The 18365-nt window shown below is 52.6% G+C and carries 8 protein-coding genes; 7 read left to right on the top strand and 1 reads right to left on the bottom strand.

Features of this window, described 5'->3' with window-relative positions; translation table 11 throughout:
* The gene (locus AC2YIT_RS05835) at positions 1-1764 is read left to right on the top strand and encodes a flavin monoamine oxidase family protein (RefSeq protein WP_487278552.1); all 1764 of its coding nucleotides are present in this window, start codon (positions 1-3) and stop codon (positions 1762-1764) included.
* Between the two features lie 194 nt (positions 1765-1958).
* Here the strand turns inward: AC2YIT_RS05835 and AC2YIT_RS05840 are convergent, their stop codons facing one another.
* A complete protein-coding gene (locus AC2YIT_RS05840; protein ID WP_487278553.1) occupies positions 1959-2522 on the bottom strand; it encodes a hypothetical protein in 564 nt (187 codons plus the stop codon).
* 203 nt (positions 2523-2725) lie between these two features.
* On the opposite strand from AC2YIT_RS05840, the gene AC2YIT_RS05845 reads away from it, so the two are divergent.
* The 6 genes from AC2YIT_RS05845 (at position 2726) to AC2YIT_RS05870 (ending at position 18315) form a co-directional block, all read left to right on the top strand.
* Positions 2726-5086: a right-handed parallel beta-helix repeat-containing protein gene (locus AC2YIT_RS05845; RefSeq protein WP_430847322.1), complete on the top strand. Its 2361-nt coding sequence runs from the start codon at positions 2726-2728 to the stop codon at positions 5084-5086.
* A gap of 102 nt (positions 5087-5188) precedes the next feature.
* Positions 5189-9403 carry a two-component regulator propeller domain-containing protein gene (locus tag AC2YIT_RS05850; protein ID WP_487278554.1) on the top strand — a complete coding sequence of 1405 codons (4215 nt, stop codon included), beginning with the start codon at positions 5189-5191 and terminating at the stop codon, positions 9401-9403.
* Positions 9404-9650: 247 nt separating this feature from the next.
* Positions 9651-12878: a SusC/RagA family TonB-linked outer membrane protein gene (locus AC2YIT_RS05855; RefSeq protein ID WP_487278555.1), complete on the top strand. Its 3228-nt coding sequence runs from the start codon at positions 9651-9653 to the stop codon at positions 12876-12878.
* Between the two features lie 17 nt (positions 12879-12895).
* Positions 12896-14575 carry a RagB/SusD family nutrient uptake outer membrane protein gene (locus AC2YIT_RS05860; RefSeq protein WP_487278556.1) on the top strand — a complete coding sequence of 560 codons (1680 nt, stop codon included), beginning with the start codon at positions 12896-12898 and terminating at the stop codon, positions 14573-14575.
* Positions 14576-14645: 70 nt separating this feature from the next.
* A complete protein-coding gene (locus tag AC2YIT_RS05865; RefSeq protein ID WP_487278557.1) occupies positions 14646-16235 on the top strand; it encodes a glycoside hydrolase family 30 protein in 1590 nt (529 codons plus the stop codon).
* Between the two features lie 136 nt (positions 16236-16371).
* On the top strand, positions 16372-18315 hold the full coding sequence (locus tag AC2YIT_RS05870) for a T9SS type A sorting domain-containing protein (protein WP_487278558.1): 1944 nt from the start codon (positions 16372-16374) through the stop codon (positions 18313-18315).
* The last annotated feature ends 50 nt before the right edge of the window (positions 18316-18365 follow it).

Raw genomic sequence — 18365 nt, forward strand, 5'->3', positions numbered from 1 at the left:
ATGAATAAAAACACGCCGCTAAATAATGGGATGAAGCCCGGCTTGCAGATGGAAGTCGCGATCATCGGCGCGGGAACATCGGGTTTGTACAGTGTCTTCCGTCTTACCGACGTCGGTAAGTACGCCGGCGACCAGGTGCAGATTTTCGATATGAGCGAGCGGCTCGGCGGGCGGCTCGAATCGGTGATCCTGCCGGGAATGAACTTCTGGGGCGAATTGGGGGGCATGCGTTACCTCACCTCGCAGGAAATCGTGACGACGCTCATTGAAGGTTACCCGCTGACCGAAAAAGACCTGAGCAAACGTACCCCCGTGCTCAAAGACCATATGACGCCCGTTCCGTTCCCGATGGGTAACCCTGCCGACCTGCTTTTTTACCTCCGCAAGCAGCATTTCAAACAGAATGCCTGGAATGTGGCGCAAGACAAGGGTGAGAAGCTGGTAACCCGCTATTATCTCAACGACGACGACATTGGTTTCAGCTCCGACCAGCTTTTCAACAAGATTATCTACGACGTGCTCATGGCCGATCCGTGGTTTGTGAGCAACTATTCAAGCCTGGTGACGAAAGGGCCGACGCAATATGATTACGGATTCAAACTGACCAGCCGGGATTGGGACCAGGTGAAGCCTAACCTCACTTACCATTTCCCCGGATCGCCTTACGACGGGCGCAAAGTGAACGACCTCGGCTTCTGGAATCTGATCAAGGACCAGGTTTCGGAGGAAGGGTACAGTTTTGTGGCCAATGCGGGCGGGTATTATTCCAACACGATCAACTGGAATGCGGCGGAAGCATTTCCTTATATGGTAGGCGATTTTTCGGCTGATGTTACCTACAAAACCATCGAGGAAGGCTACGACAGCATTGCGTATGCGCTGGCGAACCAATACATGGGCATTCCGGGGGCGTGTATCTGGTCGGAAAACAAGCTGCTGACCTTCTCGAAAGGCCACGATCAGCGGGAGCACTATCGCTATGAGCTGACGTTCCTGAATATACCGGCTAACCAGATCTGGCATGCCTACGCCAATCACATCATATTGGGTATGCCGCGGAAGTCGCTGGAATTGCTCGATCAGCAGAACTTCTTTTTCAATTCCAATGAAAACACGGCCCTCGATCGCAACATCCGCTCGGTGATCATGGAGCCTGCATTCAAAATACTAATGGGCTTCCGGGAGCCGTGGTGGAAAAAGCTGGGTATCGACTCGGGGCATTCGATCACCGACCTTCCGATGCGCCAGTGCTACTATTTCGGTACCGATCCGCAGAACAACAACTCGATGCTGCTGGGCAGCTACGGGGATATGGAAACGGAGACATTCTGGAAGGCACTTTCGGATGATACCGTGCTTTTCAAAGTCAGTGCGGCAGAATCGGCCTCGCTCGCGGAGCTGAAAGCGCTCGAAAGAGAGCAGGCTACCCAACTGATGGTGAACGAAATTATGAACCAGCTGCGTGAGCTGCACGGCGCGGATGTTGAAATCCCTGAACCATACGTGACCTATTTCAGGGACTGGTCCGACGACCCATTTGGTGCCGGGTACCATGCCTGGAAAGCCGGTGTTGCGGTCTGGAACGTCATGCCCTACATGCGCAAGCCTGATACCGATGAAAATATTTATGTCGTAGGCGAAGCCTATTCCGATCAGCAGGGATGGGTGGAAGGAGCATTCTGCGAGGCGGAGAAAATGCTGGAATCGCATTTTCACCTGACCCGCCCGACGTGGTTGAGCGATACCTATTATATGGGCTGGTAGGAGTTGGGCAATCCCGGCGGCTACCGGGAGGGTCAGCTAGACATTGGAATGACAAAGGGCGCCTCGTATCAGGCGCCCTTTGCGTTTTCAATTTAATCTTGTCCCCGGAAGGGCTTAGATCACAATAATGTCTAGTTTCATAGCAGATTGAGTTTTAACCTTGTTGGCTTAAAAGTAATGTAATGATACGGCTTTCAATTCACAATTTCAAATGTGTTGCCCGATTTGAAAGTGCCTTCCTTGATATCATGTTTTGAATATGTTCTTACAAATACGCTTCCCAAGCCGGTAAGTTCATGTTTGCAGATTACTCTCAGTTCGACGATGTGGTGTTCATTTTCATTAAGTATCGTCAAAATGTCGTCGGTGGTCAGAAACCACAGTGCATATTCGGATTTCTCGCCAACACGGAACGGTGCCACGTAGTTGTACTGATCTTTTACCAGCGCCAATGGGACAGTCCGGTGGTTCGTTTTGCCCTCCGGGCCGGTCATGGGGATCTTTTGAGTAACTTCCACACGAAGGTCAAATGCCCTGAAAAGCGATCTGTTGATGATTTTGAAGCAATACCATTTGTTTGATCGACCGCCGTAGGATTTGACATGCGTTGCGATCTGACCGGCTATTTTAATGCGCGGACGAAATAAGAACAGAAGCGTAAAAAGAAAGGAAAAGGATGTAATAAAGCCCGAAAGAACGTCGGCGATAAATGACTGACAGAAGATTCTCTGCTCTAAAAAGATAAGTGCTTCATTCATAATTCAGGTTGATGAAAGTTCTGCAAATTGACAAATAGCCCTGGGCAACAAGGTTTAGATATAAGGCTGATGGTGGAATTTCTTATTCAGCTATTTACCCATCGGCAGGTATTAATGAGTTTTCGTGTTAGGTAGATATCAGTCGATCGATTGCTTTGTTACGTGTGATTTGTACAGAATAGCAGAACATTTTCCCGCTCTTTATGACCTTTTTTAGAACCAGGTTTCTTATTGTCAGCCTGATAACCGTCGTGTTTTGTACGGTATTTACGAGCTCATTATTCGCCGCGGACATTTACGTGGCGCCGGATGGTAACGATCGAAACCCCGGGTCGCGGGAGAAGCCGCTGGCAACGCTTGAAGCTGCGCGCAACAAAGCACGTGGCATGCGCGGGACGGTTACCGTATTTCTACGGAAAGGTACGTACCTGCTTTCCAGACCCCTGGTTTTCGGGCCGGAGGACTCCCGGAGCGAGGGACAGACGCTTACCTTCAAGTCCTACCCGGGAGAGAAAGTAACCATTAGCGGTGCAGCAGCAGTTGCCGTTAAATGGTTGGAATACAAAGGGAATGTCAAGAAGGCGACGATTAATGGCAACTACATTTTCGACCAGCTTTTTATCGGTAAGAAAAAGCTGCACATGGCGCGTTACCCGAATTTCGACCCGGCGGCGAGCCATTTTGGCGGGTATTCGGCGGATGTACTGTCTGCGGCCAAAATCAAGTCCTGGAAGAAACCGGAAGGCGCATTCGTTCATGCAATGCACAAGCACGAATGGGGCGACTACCATTACCGGGTAACCGGCAAAAGCAGCGACACCACCCTGGCGCTCGAAGGAGGTTATCAGAACAACCGCCAGATGGGTATGCACGATAAATACCGGTTCATCGAAAACCTGCTGGAAGAGCTCGACGCACCCGGCGAATGGTATTATGACGCCGCGTCGCACACGCTTTACGCATACGCGCCGGACGTGCCCGTGGTGCTTACACCGCAGATCAGACATTTGTTCGAATTCCGAGGATCGGTGGGGAAGCCCGTACGGAATATACATATCGAGGGGCTCGAACTCACGCATACCCTTCGCACTTTCATGGAAACCAGGGAACCGCTGCTCCGCAGCGACTGGGCTATTTACCGCGGCGGAGCGGTGTTGCTGGAAGGCACTGAAAACTGCGCCATCCGGAAATGCCATTTCAATGCGACAGGCGGCAACGGGGTGTTTTTCAGCAATTATAACCGGGGAGGCGAAGTGTCGGGCTGCCATTTCGAGGAAACCGGCGCCAGCGCGGTTTGCTTCGTAGGCGACCCCGCCGCGGTGCGTTCGCCGGCTTTTGAATACAACCAATCGGTGCCTTACGACCAGATGGATAAGACGCCCGGCCCGAAAACCAACAATTACCCGGCCCAATGCAGGGTTTACGATAACCTGATGCACGGTCTGGGGCGTGTGGAGAAGCAGATTGCCGGCGTGGAGATTTCGATGAGTATGGAGATCACCGTGAGCCATAACACGATTTACAACATCCCGCGTGCGGGCATTAACGTGAGCGAGGGCACGTGGGGCGGGCATGTGATCGAATTCAACGATGTATTTGATACTGTGCTTGAAACGGGCGATCATGGGTCGTTCAATTCCTGGGGCCGCGACCGGTTCTGGCATCCGGTGCGCGAAAGGATGGATAGCCTCGCAGCTGCGCATTCCGAGCTGATCCTGCTCGATGCCGGCAAGACGATCGTCATCCGCAACAACCGTTTCCGCTGCGATCATGGCTGGGATATCGATCTCGATGATGGAAGTTCCAATTATCACATTTACAATAATTTATGCCTGAACGGCGGTTTGAAGCTGCGCGAAGGGTTTCAGCGGGTGGTGGAGAACAATATTATGGTCAACAACTCTTTTCATCCCCATGTATGGTTTGCCCGAAGCGGGGATGTGTTCCGGAAAAACATCGTGACCAAGCCGTACGCGCCTATCCGGGTGAATGAATGGGGCAAGGAGGTCGATTATAACCTCTTTCCCGACCAACAGGCGCTGGAAAAGGCCCGTCTGAATGGTACCGATGCCCATAGCGTGGCTGGCGACCCGATGTTTGAAGATGCTACCCGAGGCGATTACCGGGTGAAACCGGGCAGTCCGGCATTGAAAATCGGGTTTGTGAATTTTCCAATGGACCAGTTTGGTGTCGTTTCGCCCGAGCTGAAAAGCCAGGCGGCGCATGTTCCGTTGCCGGCGATCAAAAATGTAGCCGATGGCAAAACCACATCGGAAACGGCATGGCTGGGCGGCAAGTTACGGAATGTCAACGGGCTGGGGGACCGCTCGGCATATGGGTTACCGGATGAGAAGGGTGTAGTAGTGGAAGCGGTATCGGAAAACAGCATTCTCGCGCGCGCAGGCATGAAGCCGGGCGATGTGATCCGCGTCCTGAATCATCGCGACATCGCCAACGTGACGGAGCTGATGGACGTTTTTCAGGAGATCAACTGGATGGGAGAGGGAGAGGTGGCATTTTTCAGGAACCAGTCCATCCAGAAGTTGAAGGTATCCTTTAAATAGTCGGCGCCGATTCTGTTATATTTGAAGTTCCGCCTGTAAAAAACGGGGCGGGTAAGAACCACTTCGTTCGGAAATATGTCAGAAAAGCGGGTTATGCGGGTGATGAAACGCATATTTTCAAATTCAATAGCACTTTGCCTGTGCTGCGCAGCTCTGGCAGGGCATGCTGTGGACAACGCCGCCGGGCGGGTGCTTCGTTACTCGATTCGGGAAGGCTTGTCGTTTGGCGTGGTGAACAGCATTGCGCAGGACAACGACGGCCTGATGTGGTTCGCAACAGGCGACGGCGTGAGCCGGTTTGATGGTACTGCATTCAGAAACTTCAAATACGACCGCAACGACCCGCATAGCTTGCCGGGTAATTATGTCAAATCCATCATTCGGGATAAAAACGGTACGATTTGGGTTTCCTCCCGCGACGGGATCGCCGAGTTTGTGCCCGCCCGCCAGCGTTTCAACCGGTACAAGCCATTTCAAAACAAAAGTGGCGTCGGAAACGATGTGAGCGACATCAGTCAAGGGCATGGCGACCGTCTCTGGCTTGCCTTGAATGGCTCCGGGTTTGCTTCATTCAATACTAAAACTCATCAGTTTATACATCATAGCCAGCAAACACTGCCCGGACTTTTCACGAATTCCATCCTGAATGTGTTCGAGGATTCGCAGGGAATGCTCTGGCTCGGCTCGCGCGATAGTGGGATCGAAGTGTGGAAATACAATCCTTCCGGCAAATTGGTGAAGGCCGGGGTGGACACGGATAATGTGCCGGCGTCGCGGATCAATGCCATTTATGAAGACCATTTGCGGAATGTGTGGATCGCGTCTTCCCGGGGGCTGATCTTGTTCAAAAGAGCTGAAAACCGCTTTTATGATTTGCATATCAATACGTTTCATCACAGCGATATCTACCTTTCACTGATCGAAGATCGCCAGCAGAACCTGTTGATCGGTGTGCAGGATGGCGGGGTCTACCGCCTCGCATTGTCGCAGATGGCGGTGCGAGCGCCGGATGCACTGGTTTTCGAGCAAGTGCGTGACAAGGATAATAAGGGCATTACGCAGCGCTCGGTGCAATCGCTTTATATTGATAAGGACCGCAACGTGTGGCTCGGCACGTATGGCGAGGGGACGTACCTGATCAGCGCCATACCCGAGAAATTCAGGAAGTTTGAACAAAAAACCATTGATTCCCGAGCCGAAAGCTATTTACGGTACTATGGAATGTGTGCCGACAAAGACGGTATCCTGTGGATCGGTACGGATGGCGACGGTATTTACAAAACGACTGCATCGGGTGAAGTAATCAAGCATTACGCCGCTTCCGGCCAGCCCGGCCAGTTGCCCGACGGGGCCGTCATCGCCGCGCACCGCGACAGGCAGGACCGGTTGTGGTTTGGTACCTATTCCAAAGGGCTGGTCCGCTACGATCCCGCCACAGACAGCTTCAAGCGTTATGCAGCAGATCCGTCGGACCCGCATTCGCTGGGTAAAAACGATGTGCGGGTGATTTACCAGGATCGACGCCGGAATATCTGGGTCGGGACGAACGGGGGAGGGCTGAGCTTGCTCAACGAGCGGACCGGGAAATTCCGCAATTTCATTCCGTCCAACAGTTCGATCAATGCGAACGATGTCCGGGCCATTACGGAGGATCAATACGGGAACCTCTGGATTGGTACTTACGGAGGCGGGCTCAATTACCTCAATACCCGTACGATGGAGTTTGCCGCGTGGTTCAATGCGGCGGGTAAGGAGCCTTATTTGTCGAATCGCATTGTTTTCTCGTTATATATGGATGGTCTCGACCGGCTTTGGATCGGGTCGGAAGGGAATGGGCTGCTATTGTTCGATACGCGGGCGAAAAAAGTCCGTCTTTTCGATGAAAAACGCGGTTTGGCGAGCAATGTGATCAATGCGATCCAGCCGGAGAGCCAGGACAAAGTATGGGTGAGTACCAACAAGGGATTGTCGAGGATCGACTTAAAGGCAGGTTCGATCGAGAATTTCGATACCAGCCACGGCCTGCAAGGCGGTCAATTCAATCCGGGTTCTGCGTTATTGAATACCAAGAGCGGTTTCATGAGCTTCGGCGGTACGGAGGGCTGGAACCTCTTCGATCCGAAACAGGTGCGGGCATCGCGCTACCAGCCGAAGGTAATGATCAGCGGGATCAGGATATTCGGAAAAGACAAGGAAAATGAGGCGATCTCGCTATTTGAATACCTGGGCAAACAGCGTAGGTTTTCGATCAAACCCGACCAACCTGTTTTTTCAATAGACTATACGGCATTGAACTACGCTTACCCGGAGCTCACGCGCTACGCCTACATGCTGGAAGGCCTGGACAAGGACTGGAACTACGTGGAAAACGAGCGCTCGGCAACCTACCGTTACCTGCCGTCGGGGAATTATGAATTTAAGGTGAAGGTGGCCAACCAGGACGGCATCTGGTTTGAAGACTTTGCTTCGCTGCCGATCCGTGTCATGCCGCCCTGGTACCAGAGCTGGTGGGCCTATTTCCTCTACATCCTGGCGATCGGGGTCGTGTTGTACTATTACCAGCAATACAAGCTGGGCCAGGAGAAGATGAAGTATGAAGTGCAGCTCGCGCACATGGAGACGCGTCAGCAAATGGAGCTGAACGAGAAGAAATTGTCGTTTTTTACGAACGTTTCACATGAGTTCCGTACGCCGCTTACATTGATTATCAATCCTATACGGGAGATGATGCAAAGCGCCGTTGGCGCCGACGTCTCGTCGGTGTCGCCATCTGCCGACGTCTCGTCGGCGACCACCGCCAACATGCACATCATTTATCGCAATGCCAAACGCCTGCTCAGCCTCGTCGACCAGCTGCTGCTTTTCCGCAAAGCCGACCAGCAGACCGACCAGCTCAAACCCGCCGCGCATCACTTTCCGCAACTGGTTACCGAGGTATTCCAATGCTTCCTGCACCAGGCCGAGCAAAAACACATTCATTACGAGCTGACACTGCCCGAAACCGAACTGGAAGTGCTTTGTGATTGGGAGAAAACTGAAATAGCTATTTTTAACCTCATTTCCAATGCATTGAAATTCACCCCCGAGCGGGGAACAGTCCACGTAAAGGTGTTCGACCTTGGCGATCAGGTTGAAATTACGGTGAGCGATACCGGGCCGGGGATTCCGGCGGATGCAGGCGAGGATATTTTCAAGGTTTTTCACCAATATGCCGACCGCCGTTTTACGGCCAAGGGTGGTTTTGGAATTGGATTGTACCTGGCTAAAACATTCGTGGAGAACCACTTCGGGCAGCTGCGGTATGAATCGGAGCTCGACCGTGGGACTACGTTTCACGTTTTACTTTGGAAGGCACATCCCGACCTTGTTTCCCATGCCCGCGGAAGCGAAATACCGGGTTCGGTATTGCTTGAAGAGCTTTCGGATGGGGTAATGCCGGTGAAAGCACCTGCGCTGCCCGATTGGCAAAGCGAGTTGCTGGATATGAAGGAGCCTTCGACCGAAAGTCACACAATGCTGATTGTCGACGACGACCCGGAAATCAGGCAGTACCTGGCTTCCATTTTCTCGGGAAAGTACAAAATGTTCGACGCCGGGAGCGGGGAGGAGGGGCTGGAACTCGTACGGAAACATTTGCCCGATATTGTGATCAGCGATGTGATGATGGGAGGTACTTCGGGTATCGAACTGTGCCGGCAAATGAAGCTCGATATGGCATTGAGCCACATTCCGGTGATCCTGTTGACGGCCAGCACCTCGCAGGACGTGCGCCTGAAAGGCATTGAGGGCGGGGCCGATGATTACATCAGCAAGCCGTTCGATAAGGACATTCTGGTGGCAAGAGTGGCGTCGATCCTCCGTAACCGCAACGATCTCCAGAGGTATTTTTACAATGAAATCACCCTGCAGACGAGCGATTTCAAGATTTCAGTCGAGTATAAGGAGTTCCTGACCGAGTGTATCCGCATTGTGGAGAACCACATCACCGACCCAGGTTTCAATGTTAAAGTGCTTGCAGCGGAAATCGGGATGAGCCATTCTACCCTCTATAACCGCATTAAGTCGATTTCAGGGCAGTCGGCGACTAGTTTTGTGAGGTTCATACGCCTCCGTAAGGCCGCCCAGCTGCTCATCACGACTGATATCACGATCAGCGAAACGGCATTCAGCGTCGGCATCAACGACATCCGCTATTTCCGTGAGCATTTCCAGAAACTGTTTGGAATGAAGCCTTCGGATTATGTGAAAAAATTCAGAAAGCCGTTCCACGAGCGCAGCACGATTGACAAGGACCTTTTCCGGAAAAAGGCTGTGTAAGCCCGACGTTTATTGGAGTATCCCCAGCTTTTCATGCCTGATTCCAACAGAAACGGGCATTTTTTGTGAATTCACCCCCTGTTTAATGCGAAAATGTCCCCCTATGGCCAGGTTGAAATAGTCCTACTTTTGATTGATCAATTTATAAAAGCGGCGGGCGGTCGCCCCGGTTTGTGACTAAACCAAGATCAGCGGCCTGCTGCTTCAGTGAACTGATCGGCATCAATTATTCAACTTTTACAGCTGTATGAAAAAAACTTTTTACAGAGGTGATGATGTTCGGACAACCCTCCGGGTGGCCCTTTACACCGTCAACTGGCCGATCCGGCCAATTCTCGGAGCAACCCCGCAAAAAGGTACCGGTCTGCCTGCCATTGGCAACGCCCTCCGGGCGAGTTTGTGCACCGCGTGTTTTTTGCTGCTCTTCGCCTTAACCTCCCTTTCAGCGTTTGCACAAGGCACTTTTAACGTGAAAGGAACGGTAACTTCCGAAACAGGCGAAGGCCTGCCCGGCGCAAGTGTGATCCTGAAAGGTACTTCTACCGGTACTACTACCGACGTGGACGGTAAGTATTCGCTGAACCTGCCGGATGGCAACGGTACGCTCGTGTTTACCTACATCGGTTATCTGAACCAGGAAATCGTGGTAGGCAACCGCTCCCAACTGGACGTAAAGCTCGCTCCCAACGATAAAACCCTGGACGAGATCGTGGTCGTAGGTTATGGTACGCAGAAAAAGGCCACATTGACGGGCTCTGTTTCGGAAGTGAAAGGAGCGGACATTGTGAAAAGCCCGCAACCCAACCTTTCGAACTCCCTGGCAGGCCGGTTTTCGGGCTTCGTAGCCAACAACCGCGGCGGTGAGCCGGGTTACGATGGTTCGAGCTACACCGTACGCGGTTTTGCGACAACAGGTAATAACGACGTACTCATTGTCGTGGACGGTATTCCCGGCCAGGTAGGAGGGCTCGATCGCCTCGATCCGAACGATATCGAGAGCATTTCGATCCTGAAAGATGCTTCGGCAGCGGTTTACGGAAGCCGTGCGGCCAACGGGGTAATCCTCGTCACCACCAAACGCGGTACAACGGGCAAGCCGGTCATTTCTTACAGCTTCAACCAGGGTTTTTCGTCGGCTACACGACTTCCCAAGCTCGCGGATGCGCCTACGTATGCGACGATCATGAACGAAATCGATTACTATAACAATCCGTCGGGCGGGATGAACCAGCATTATACGGCGGAGGAAATCGAGAAATTCCGCAACGGTTCCGACCCATTGAACTACCCGAATACCGACTGGCAGAAGGAAGCGCTCAAAAACTTCGCGTTGCAAAACCAGCATAATCTGGCAATCAATGGCGGTACAGACAACGTAAAGTACTACGTGTCGCTGGGCACGATTTACCAGGATGGTTTATACAAAAACGGTGCGACGAAGTACAAACAGTATAATTTCCGCTCGAACATTGACGCCAATGTGACCAAGGATTTCAAAGTTAGCCTCGGGCTCTCCGGTCGTCAGGAAAACCGTGCATTCCCGATTTCGTCGGCAGGAAATACCTTCCGTTCGATTTACCGTGCTTACCCTACGGTGATTGCGCAATATCCGAACGGCTACTATTCGACCGGCGTCGAGAACCAGAACCCTGTGGTACTGGGAACCAACATGGGTGGTACCGTAAGCAACCCCACTTCAATTTTCAACGGTATCCTGCGCGCGAGCTACAACCTGCCATTTGTGGACGGTCTTTCGGTGGATGGTTTTTATTCGGTGGACAAGTCGTTCAACTTTTCGAAATCGTTCAGCATTCCTTACACGCTTTATAATTACAATAAGACAACCGGCGCTTACACAGGTGTTGTTACCGGTGGTTCGGCAGGTGCGGCGTCAATCGACCAATCGCAGCTTAACATCACCAACATCACGCAGAACTTGCGCTTGAACTACCTCAAAACGTTTGGCAAACACAATATCAATGCATTTGTGGCCTTCGAGCAGAACAAGCGTAACGAGGCCAAATTCGGTGCAACGCGGATCAACTTCCCGACTTCTTCCACGCCGGAGCTCTCGCAGGGTGGCGCGGCTGCAACCGACAAAAACAACTCAGGTAGCAGCTTTAACTTCACCCGTCGCAGCTACATCGGGCGTTTGGCATACAACTTTAATGAGAAGTACCTCGCCGAAGTGCAGGCGCGTGTGGATGGCTCGTCGGTTTTCCCGAAAGGCAAGCAGTATGGTTTCTTCCCTTCGGTTTCGGCGGGTTACCGCATTTCGGAAGAGGATTGGTTTAAAAACAGCGTCAACTTCATCGACGACCTGAAATTCCGCGCTTCTTACGGAACACTGGGTAACGATAACGTGGGCCAGTTTCAGTTCTACAACAACTATTCGTTCGTGAATCAGTATGTGCTGGGCAACAATGTGATATCGCCAGGTATCGACCTTACGAAGCTTGCCAACCCGAACATCACCTGGGAAACTTCCAAGAAACTGGATATTGGTTTGAATGCAGTGTTCCTGAAAAACTTCAACATCGAGGTGATCTATTTCAACCAGAAGAGATCGGACATCCTTGCGGCGAGAAATGCTTCTATTCCAAATACTTCGGGTATCGTAAACCCATACAAAACCAAAGACAATACGCCGCTGGTACCGGACGAGAACCTTGGAAAAGTGAATAATACCGGAGTGGAAGCGACATTGGGTTACAACCACAACCGCAAGTTCCGCTACAACATTTCAGGAAACATTACCTACGCCAAAAGCAAGGTGATCTTCATCGACGAAGCACCGGGCGCGTTGGATTACCAGCGGCAGACAGGCGGACCGCTTTATACTGAGTTGCTGTACAATACCCTTGGAATTTTCCGCTCGCAGGCGGATCTCGATGCGTACCCGCACGTACAAGGCGCGCAGCCGGGCGACCTGATCCTCGAAGATTACAACAAGGACGGGAAGATCACGGCCGACGACCAGGTGCGCAGCAAATACGGAAATGTGCCTTTGCTGACGTATGGTTTGACTTTCAATGCAGGTTACGATGCATTCGACCTGGCGGTGGTATTCTCCGGTCAGGGCATGGTGAGCCAGTATGTGTTGCCTGAATCGGGGCAGGTAGGAAACTTTTACAGCAGCTGGGCCGACAACCGTTGGAGCCCGAGCAATCCCGATGGTTCATACCCTCGTGTCGACACCCGTGCTTCTTCGTCGATCAATGGCGGTTTGTATGCCAATAATTTCTGGTTGAATAATTCGTCGTTTGTCCGTCTGAAAAACGTGGAACTGGGCTATACACTGCCTAAGGCCGCATTGACGAGGCTGAAAATTTCGTCGCTGCGCGTGTATGCAAGCGCATTCAACCTGTTTACGATCACCGGCGTGAAGGATTACGATCCGGAAGGTAACAATCCAAGCGGCCAGTTCTATCCGCAGCAGCGAATCCTGAACCTGGGCCTCAACATCAAATTTTAATGGAAATCATGCTTAACATGAAAATAAAGAGCTTCACATTACCAGCCCTGGCCGCGGCGATGATGCTTTCGCTGTCTGCGTGCGACCAGAATTTCCTGGACGTCGTGCCCACCGACCGTGTGTCCGACGCCTCCATTCTCTCCGACTCCGTACTTTTTGAAGCGTACGTTACCAACCGCTACATGGGCGTTCGCCTGACCGACAAGGAAGCGGAAGGGACATTGCCAGGCTTCGGCCGCGGTTTTGAATACGCCATGTGGTCGTCGGTTACCGATGAATCTATCTACAACAACGATGATAATACCTGGCTGATCCAGCGGGGCCAGATCGCGCCGGAGAACACCGGCATCGCGGGTACATTCTGGGGCCGCAGCTACCGCAGCATCCGCGAGATTAACTACGCCCTGGCGAATATCGACGCCGTGCCGATGAGCGCCGGTCGCCGCAACCGGTTGAAGGGTGAATTGCAGTTTATCCGCGCGTTCCGCTACCATGACCTGATCCGTAACTACGGCAAAGTGGTTCTGCTGGGTGATAAAGTTTATGAAGTGAGCGACAACCTCACAGGCCCCGAGCTCTTCCAGCGGGCGGAGATCAAAGCTGGCCTGGATTATGCGATCGGACAGCTGGACGAAGCAGCTGCATTGCTGCCTGTATCAAACGACAATAGTACCTGGAAGCTGGGCCGCGCTACCAAAGGCGCCGCATTGGCGTTGAAGGCCCGCCTGGCATTATACGCCGCCAGCCCGCTTTACAATGCAGGCACCTGGCAACAGGCGGCCGCAGCAGCAAAAGCGGTGATGGATTTGAACAAATACAGCCTCTATACCGGCGGTTACGGCAATCTTTTCACGACTACGGACAACCAGGAGATCATCTTCGGCCGCTTGTACGCGGTAGGCGCACGCCACGTGTGTCTTGAAATCTCGAATGGCCCGAACGGTTACAATGCATGGGGTGGCAACGTGCCGACGCAAAACCTCGTGGACGACTACGAAATGATGGATGGTACGCGTATTACCGACGCCAATACCAGCTATGATGCGAAAAATCCGTATAAAAACCGCGACCCGCGTTTCTATGCTACCATTCTGTACAACGGCGCGCCCTACCGCGGCAGCACGGTGGAAACATTCACGCCGGGCGGCAAGGACAGCAAAGACGGCCCTTCCAACTGGAATACTTCGAAGACCGGTTATTACCTGAGAAAATTCATGAATGATAACCTGCCTATCGATAATCCATGGGATGTGGCTGGCACGCAAACGTGGATTTACTTCCGGTACGCAGAGATATTGCTGAACTACGCAGAAGCGCAAAACGAAGCTTCCGGCCCGGATGCGAGCGTGTACGCGGCTGTGAACGCGATCCGCCAGCGTACAGGCGTAGGGATGCCTGCATTACCTGCGGGCCTCACACAGGCGCAGATGCGTGAGCGTATCCGCAACGAACGCCGCATCGAGCTGGCATTCGAGGAGCACCGTTTCTATGATGTGCGCCGCTGGAAAATCGCCGGCACTGTCGAAAACAAACCTGCTTACGGCGTGGAAGTAGGCAAGAGCGGCAACACGTTTACCTATACCCGGAAGGAAGCGCTGACGGGCCGCGCATTTGCCGACAAACAATACTGGCTGCCGATCCCGCGGACCGAAATCCAGGCTTCGAACAACCAGCTCGAACAAAACCCTGGCTACTAATGCAATCTTCACTCCCGGTGCCTCCGTCGCCGGGAGTTCTTTTTCTATCCATTCCCTGACAGACCATTTCATGCTAAATTCTCAACACCTGGGAACGTTGTTCCTTGGAATCCTTATGGCTGCGTCCATTGGCTGCAATGGCGGCGATCCTGTTGCTGATGCCGGCGGCCCGGCGTCCGGCGGCCCGGCGTCCGGCGGCCCGGCGCCAGCCGTAACGATCCGTATTGACCCATCAAAAAAGTACCAGACGATCCGAAATTTCGGGGGCTCCGACGCCTGGGCATGCCAGTTTGCCGGCAACTGGCCGCTCGCGAAGAAAAACGGTATTGCCGACCTGCTTTTCAGTACTGATACCCTCGCAGATGGCCATTTGAAGGGCATCGGGTTGTCGCTCTGGCGGTTTAATGCCGGCGGAGGAACGGCTGAGCAGGGAGAAGCCAGTGGTATCCGTGACGAATGGCGCCGTGCCGAGTCTTTTTTTGCCGCAGACGGCGGCTACGATTGGAACAAGCAAGCCGGGCAAATGTGGTTTCTGAATGCAGCCAAAGAGCGCGGCGTCAAGGAATTTCTGCTTTTCCCGAACACGCCGCCGGTGCAGTTCACCACCAATGGGAAGGGTTACGCTACCAACGGCCAGCCGAACCTTGCTTCTCAGCAGTTCGATAAGTTCGCGGGATATCTGGCCGACGTAGTCGATGGTGTCCGCAAGAAAACGGGTATCACATTCCGGTATGTGAGCCCGGCGAACGAGCCGCAGTGGGATTGGAGCGACGGAGGCCAGGAAGGAACGCCCTATTTCAATAACCAGGTAGCAGCCATCACGCGGTCCCTGAGCGCGGCACTTTTGAAAAAAGACCTCCCGACCCAAATCAATATCGCAGAAGCCGGACAAATCGAGTACCTCTATTCGGAGCATAACCGTCCGGGACGCGCAAGCCAGATTTCCGCCTTTTTTGACAAAAGCAGTGCCGATTACATTGGTAACCTGCCTAATGTAGTCCCGGCGATTTCGGCGCATAGCTATTTCACCACTTCCCCATACAGAGCGGCCGTCGAAAAGCGCAAGCAGCTTGCAAATGCAGTGGCGACGGTGCCGGGGCTGGAATACTGGCAGTCTGAATACTGCATATTGGGCGACAACGAGGGTGAAATCAAGGGCGAAGGCCGGGATTTGAGCATTACCTCGGGGCTATATATTGCCAGAGTAATCCATAACGACCTCGTCAATGCGAATGCAACGGCCTGGCACTGGTGGCTTTCCGTTTCGCCCTACGATTACAAGGATGGATTGGTTTACATTGATAAAAACAAAGCCGACGGCCAGTACCAGTCCTCCAAAATGCTGTGGGCATTGGGTAATTTCAGCCGTTTTGTACGTCCAGGCGCGAGGCGCGTGGAGGCTTCCAGCAGTCTGGGTACCGATGGTTTACTGGTTTCTTCCTATTTAAATACCAATAATGAACTGGTAACCGTGATCGTAAACAGCGATAACGAGGAGAGGGAAGTCCAGCTGGCCCTCGGATCGGGACTGCAACCGGGCGGGGCGAAGGCTTACGAGACTTCCGCTCAAAGCGATCTGGCCCCCGTGAAGGTGAGCGGCTCAGCTGGTAAGTTTTTAGTAAAAGGCCGCAGCATTGTTACGGTAGTTAACAAAATGTAGTCCAGTTATATGACGAAAAAACGGCGGGTTGGTTCATCGAGCCAACCCCCTTTCTGTTGTATGGCCTTTTTGTAATGTAATAGTTACAACCTATTTTTGGCCATACTACTCATCCAACTCTATCCGGTTTTGTTATATGACTGAATTTTTACTTTCTCTGCGCTCAGGCATACTCGCCTACGCGATTTTTTTTGCTGTTCCAACGTTGTCCAGGGCCCAGGATTGGAGCCAGGTCCAGAAACTGCTGGCGAAATATCCTAATGGTAATTCTGCGGCCATCCCGAGCATGGATTACGGTCAAAGTGTTAGTATCTCGGGTAACTACGCGGTCGTAAGCGCTCCCAACGATGCTTACGACGCTTCCGGCGGCGATTATAAGCCGATGGCAGGAAGTGTTTATGTACTCATCAAAGAAGCTGGTGAGTGGAAGCCCGCTGCAAAACTCACAGCCCCGGTGCGTAATGCCTACGCGAGGTTCGGTGCTTCGGCGGCAATCAGCGGTGATTACGTAGTGGTAGGCGAAACAGGTGCGATGGCAGTCGAGGGTCAATACGTGGGTCTTGCGCACATTTTTAAGCGTGCCCAGGGAGGTGCAGGCGCCTGGGGATTGGTGAAGAGCATTCAGACGCGCACCATTAATCCCGGTGACAGTTTCGGAGAAGCGGTGGACATCAGCGGAGATTTCGTGGTAGTTGGAGCTCGTAACGACGATTTCGATGTGAACGACGCAAATTTTGTCGATAATGCAGGTGCCGCATACATCTACGAAAAGAACTCAGGCGGTGCAGATAATTGGGGTTTGGTCAGGAAAATTGCTCCGGCACTCAGGGAATTGGGCGATAGCTTCGGTGTTTCGGTAGCCATCGAAGGTGATTTGTTCGTTGTGGGGGCACCCGGCGAGCGGCAGGATGCATCCGAATTAGTACCATTGTCTTATACAGGGGCCGCATATATTTATCGAAAAGACCAGGGCGGAGTCGGTACCTGGGGACAAGTGAAGAAGATCGCGCCGACTGTGCGTGCGGAACAGGATTGGTTTGGAGCTGATGTGGATATTTCGGGGAATAACATCATCGTCGGCGCGCCGTTTGAAGATGAAGACCAGGACGAATTAAACTACCTAGGCGACGCCGGGGCAGCCTATATCTTTTCGAAAGACGAGGGAGGCACAGATGCCTGGGGTCAGGTACGCAAGCTCACTGCCACGACGAGAACTGCCGATTCATGGTTTGGAAACAGTGTAAAGATTAGCGGCGACTTCGCCGCGGTGGGTAGCAGTTATGAAGATTTAGATGGTCAGGGCCAAAATTTCGTATCTGGGGCCGGAGGGGTGTACCTTTTCAAAAGGGATGTTGCCAATGGCGGCCAGTGGATACCCGTCCAAAGGTTATCGCCTTCTTTACGCGTCGGAGGTGATAACTTCGGGAAATCCGTGGCATTAAGCGGCACCACCCTTTTTGTGGGCGCTTTTGGCCTCGCGCGGGAAGCCGGAGAACTCGATGTATTTAGTCCCGGAACCGTTTACATTTTCCAACAAGGTCCGGCGCTGCCCGTTACTCTGGCCTCATTCAAAGTTTCCAAAGTCGAAAACCAGGCATTCCTGCAATGGACTACTTCCGTGGAAACCAACACTTCCCATTTTGAAATACAAAAAAGCCTGAACGCGAAGGATTGGACGACGATCGGGACGCGAGAGGCGGCGAAGGAAAGCAATGCAGTGCTCCACTACACACATTGGGACAGTCAGCTGGCGGCCGGGAACATTTATTACCGGTTAAAAATGGTCGATCAGGACGGCACTTTTGCGTACAGTAGCATCCGTAACTTGTTGAGGGATAATGGGGCAGGACTTGTGGCATTTCCGAACCCGGTAACTGAGAAAATTTTTATCAAGACAACCGGTTCCAACCAAATTGCGGCTGTGGAAATCCGTACTACTGCCGGCCAGCTTGTGCACGAAACCGCCCAAATCGACGGTGAGGGCATTTCGGTGGGCAAATTGGTGCCGGGAACTTACATTATTCAAATCCGGAATGTGGATGGTACATCGGCTGCCCGGAAGATAACTATTAGCAGATAAGCGACTGGCTGGCACGGAATTTCCGGTAGCGCAGACAATCCCTGAAACAT

It is taken from the genome of Dyadobacter sp. SRI_021, assembly GCF_057586235.1.

Coding starts and splice junctions, on each gene's coding strand:
- AC2YIT_RS05835 (WP_487278552.1), top strand. CDS start 1: ATGAATAAAAACACGCCGCTAAATAATGGGATGAAGCCCGGCTTGCAG.
- AC2YIT_RS05840 (WP_487278553.1), bottom strand. CDS start 2,522: ATGAATGAAGCACTTATCTTTTTAGAGCAGAGAATCTTCTGTCAGTCA.
- AC2YIT_RS05845 (WP_430847322.1), top strand. CDS start 2,726: ATGACCTTTTTTAGAACCAGGTTTCTTATTGTCAGCCTGATAACCGTC.
- AC2YIT_RS05850 (WP_487278554.1), top strand. CDS start 5,189: ATGAAACGCATATTTTCAAATTCAATAGCACTTTGCCTGTGCTGCGCA.
- AC2YIT_RS05855 (WP_487278555.1), top strand. CDS start 9,651: ATGAAAAAAACTTTTTACAGAGGTGATGATGTTCGGACAACCCTCCGG.
- AC2YIT_RS05860 (WP_487278556.1), top strand. CDS start 12,896: ATGAAAATAAAGAGCTTCACATTACCAGCCCTGGCCGCGGCGATGATG.
- AC2YIT_RS05865 (WP_487278557.1), top strand. CDS start 14,646: ATGCTAAATTCTCAACACCTGGGAACGTTGTTCCTTGGAATCCTTATG.
- AC2YIT_RS05870 (WP_487278558.1), top strand. CDS start 16,372: ATGACTGAATTTTTACTTTCTCTGCGCTCAGGCATACTCGCCTACGCG.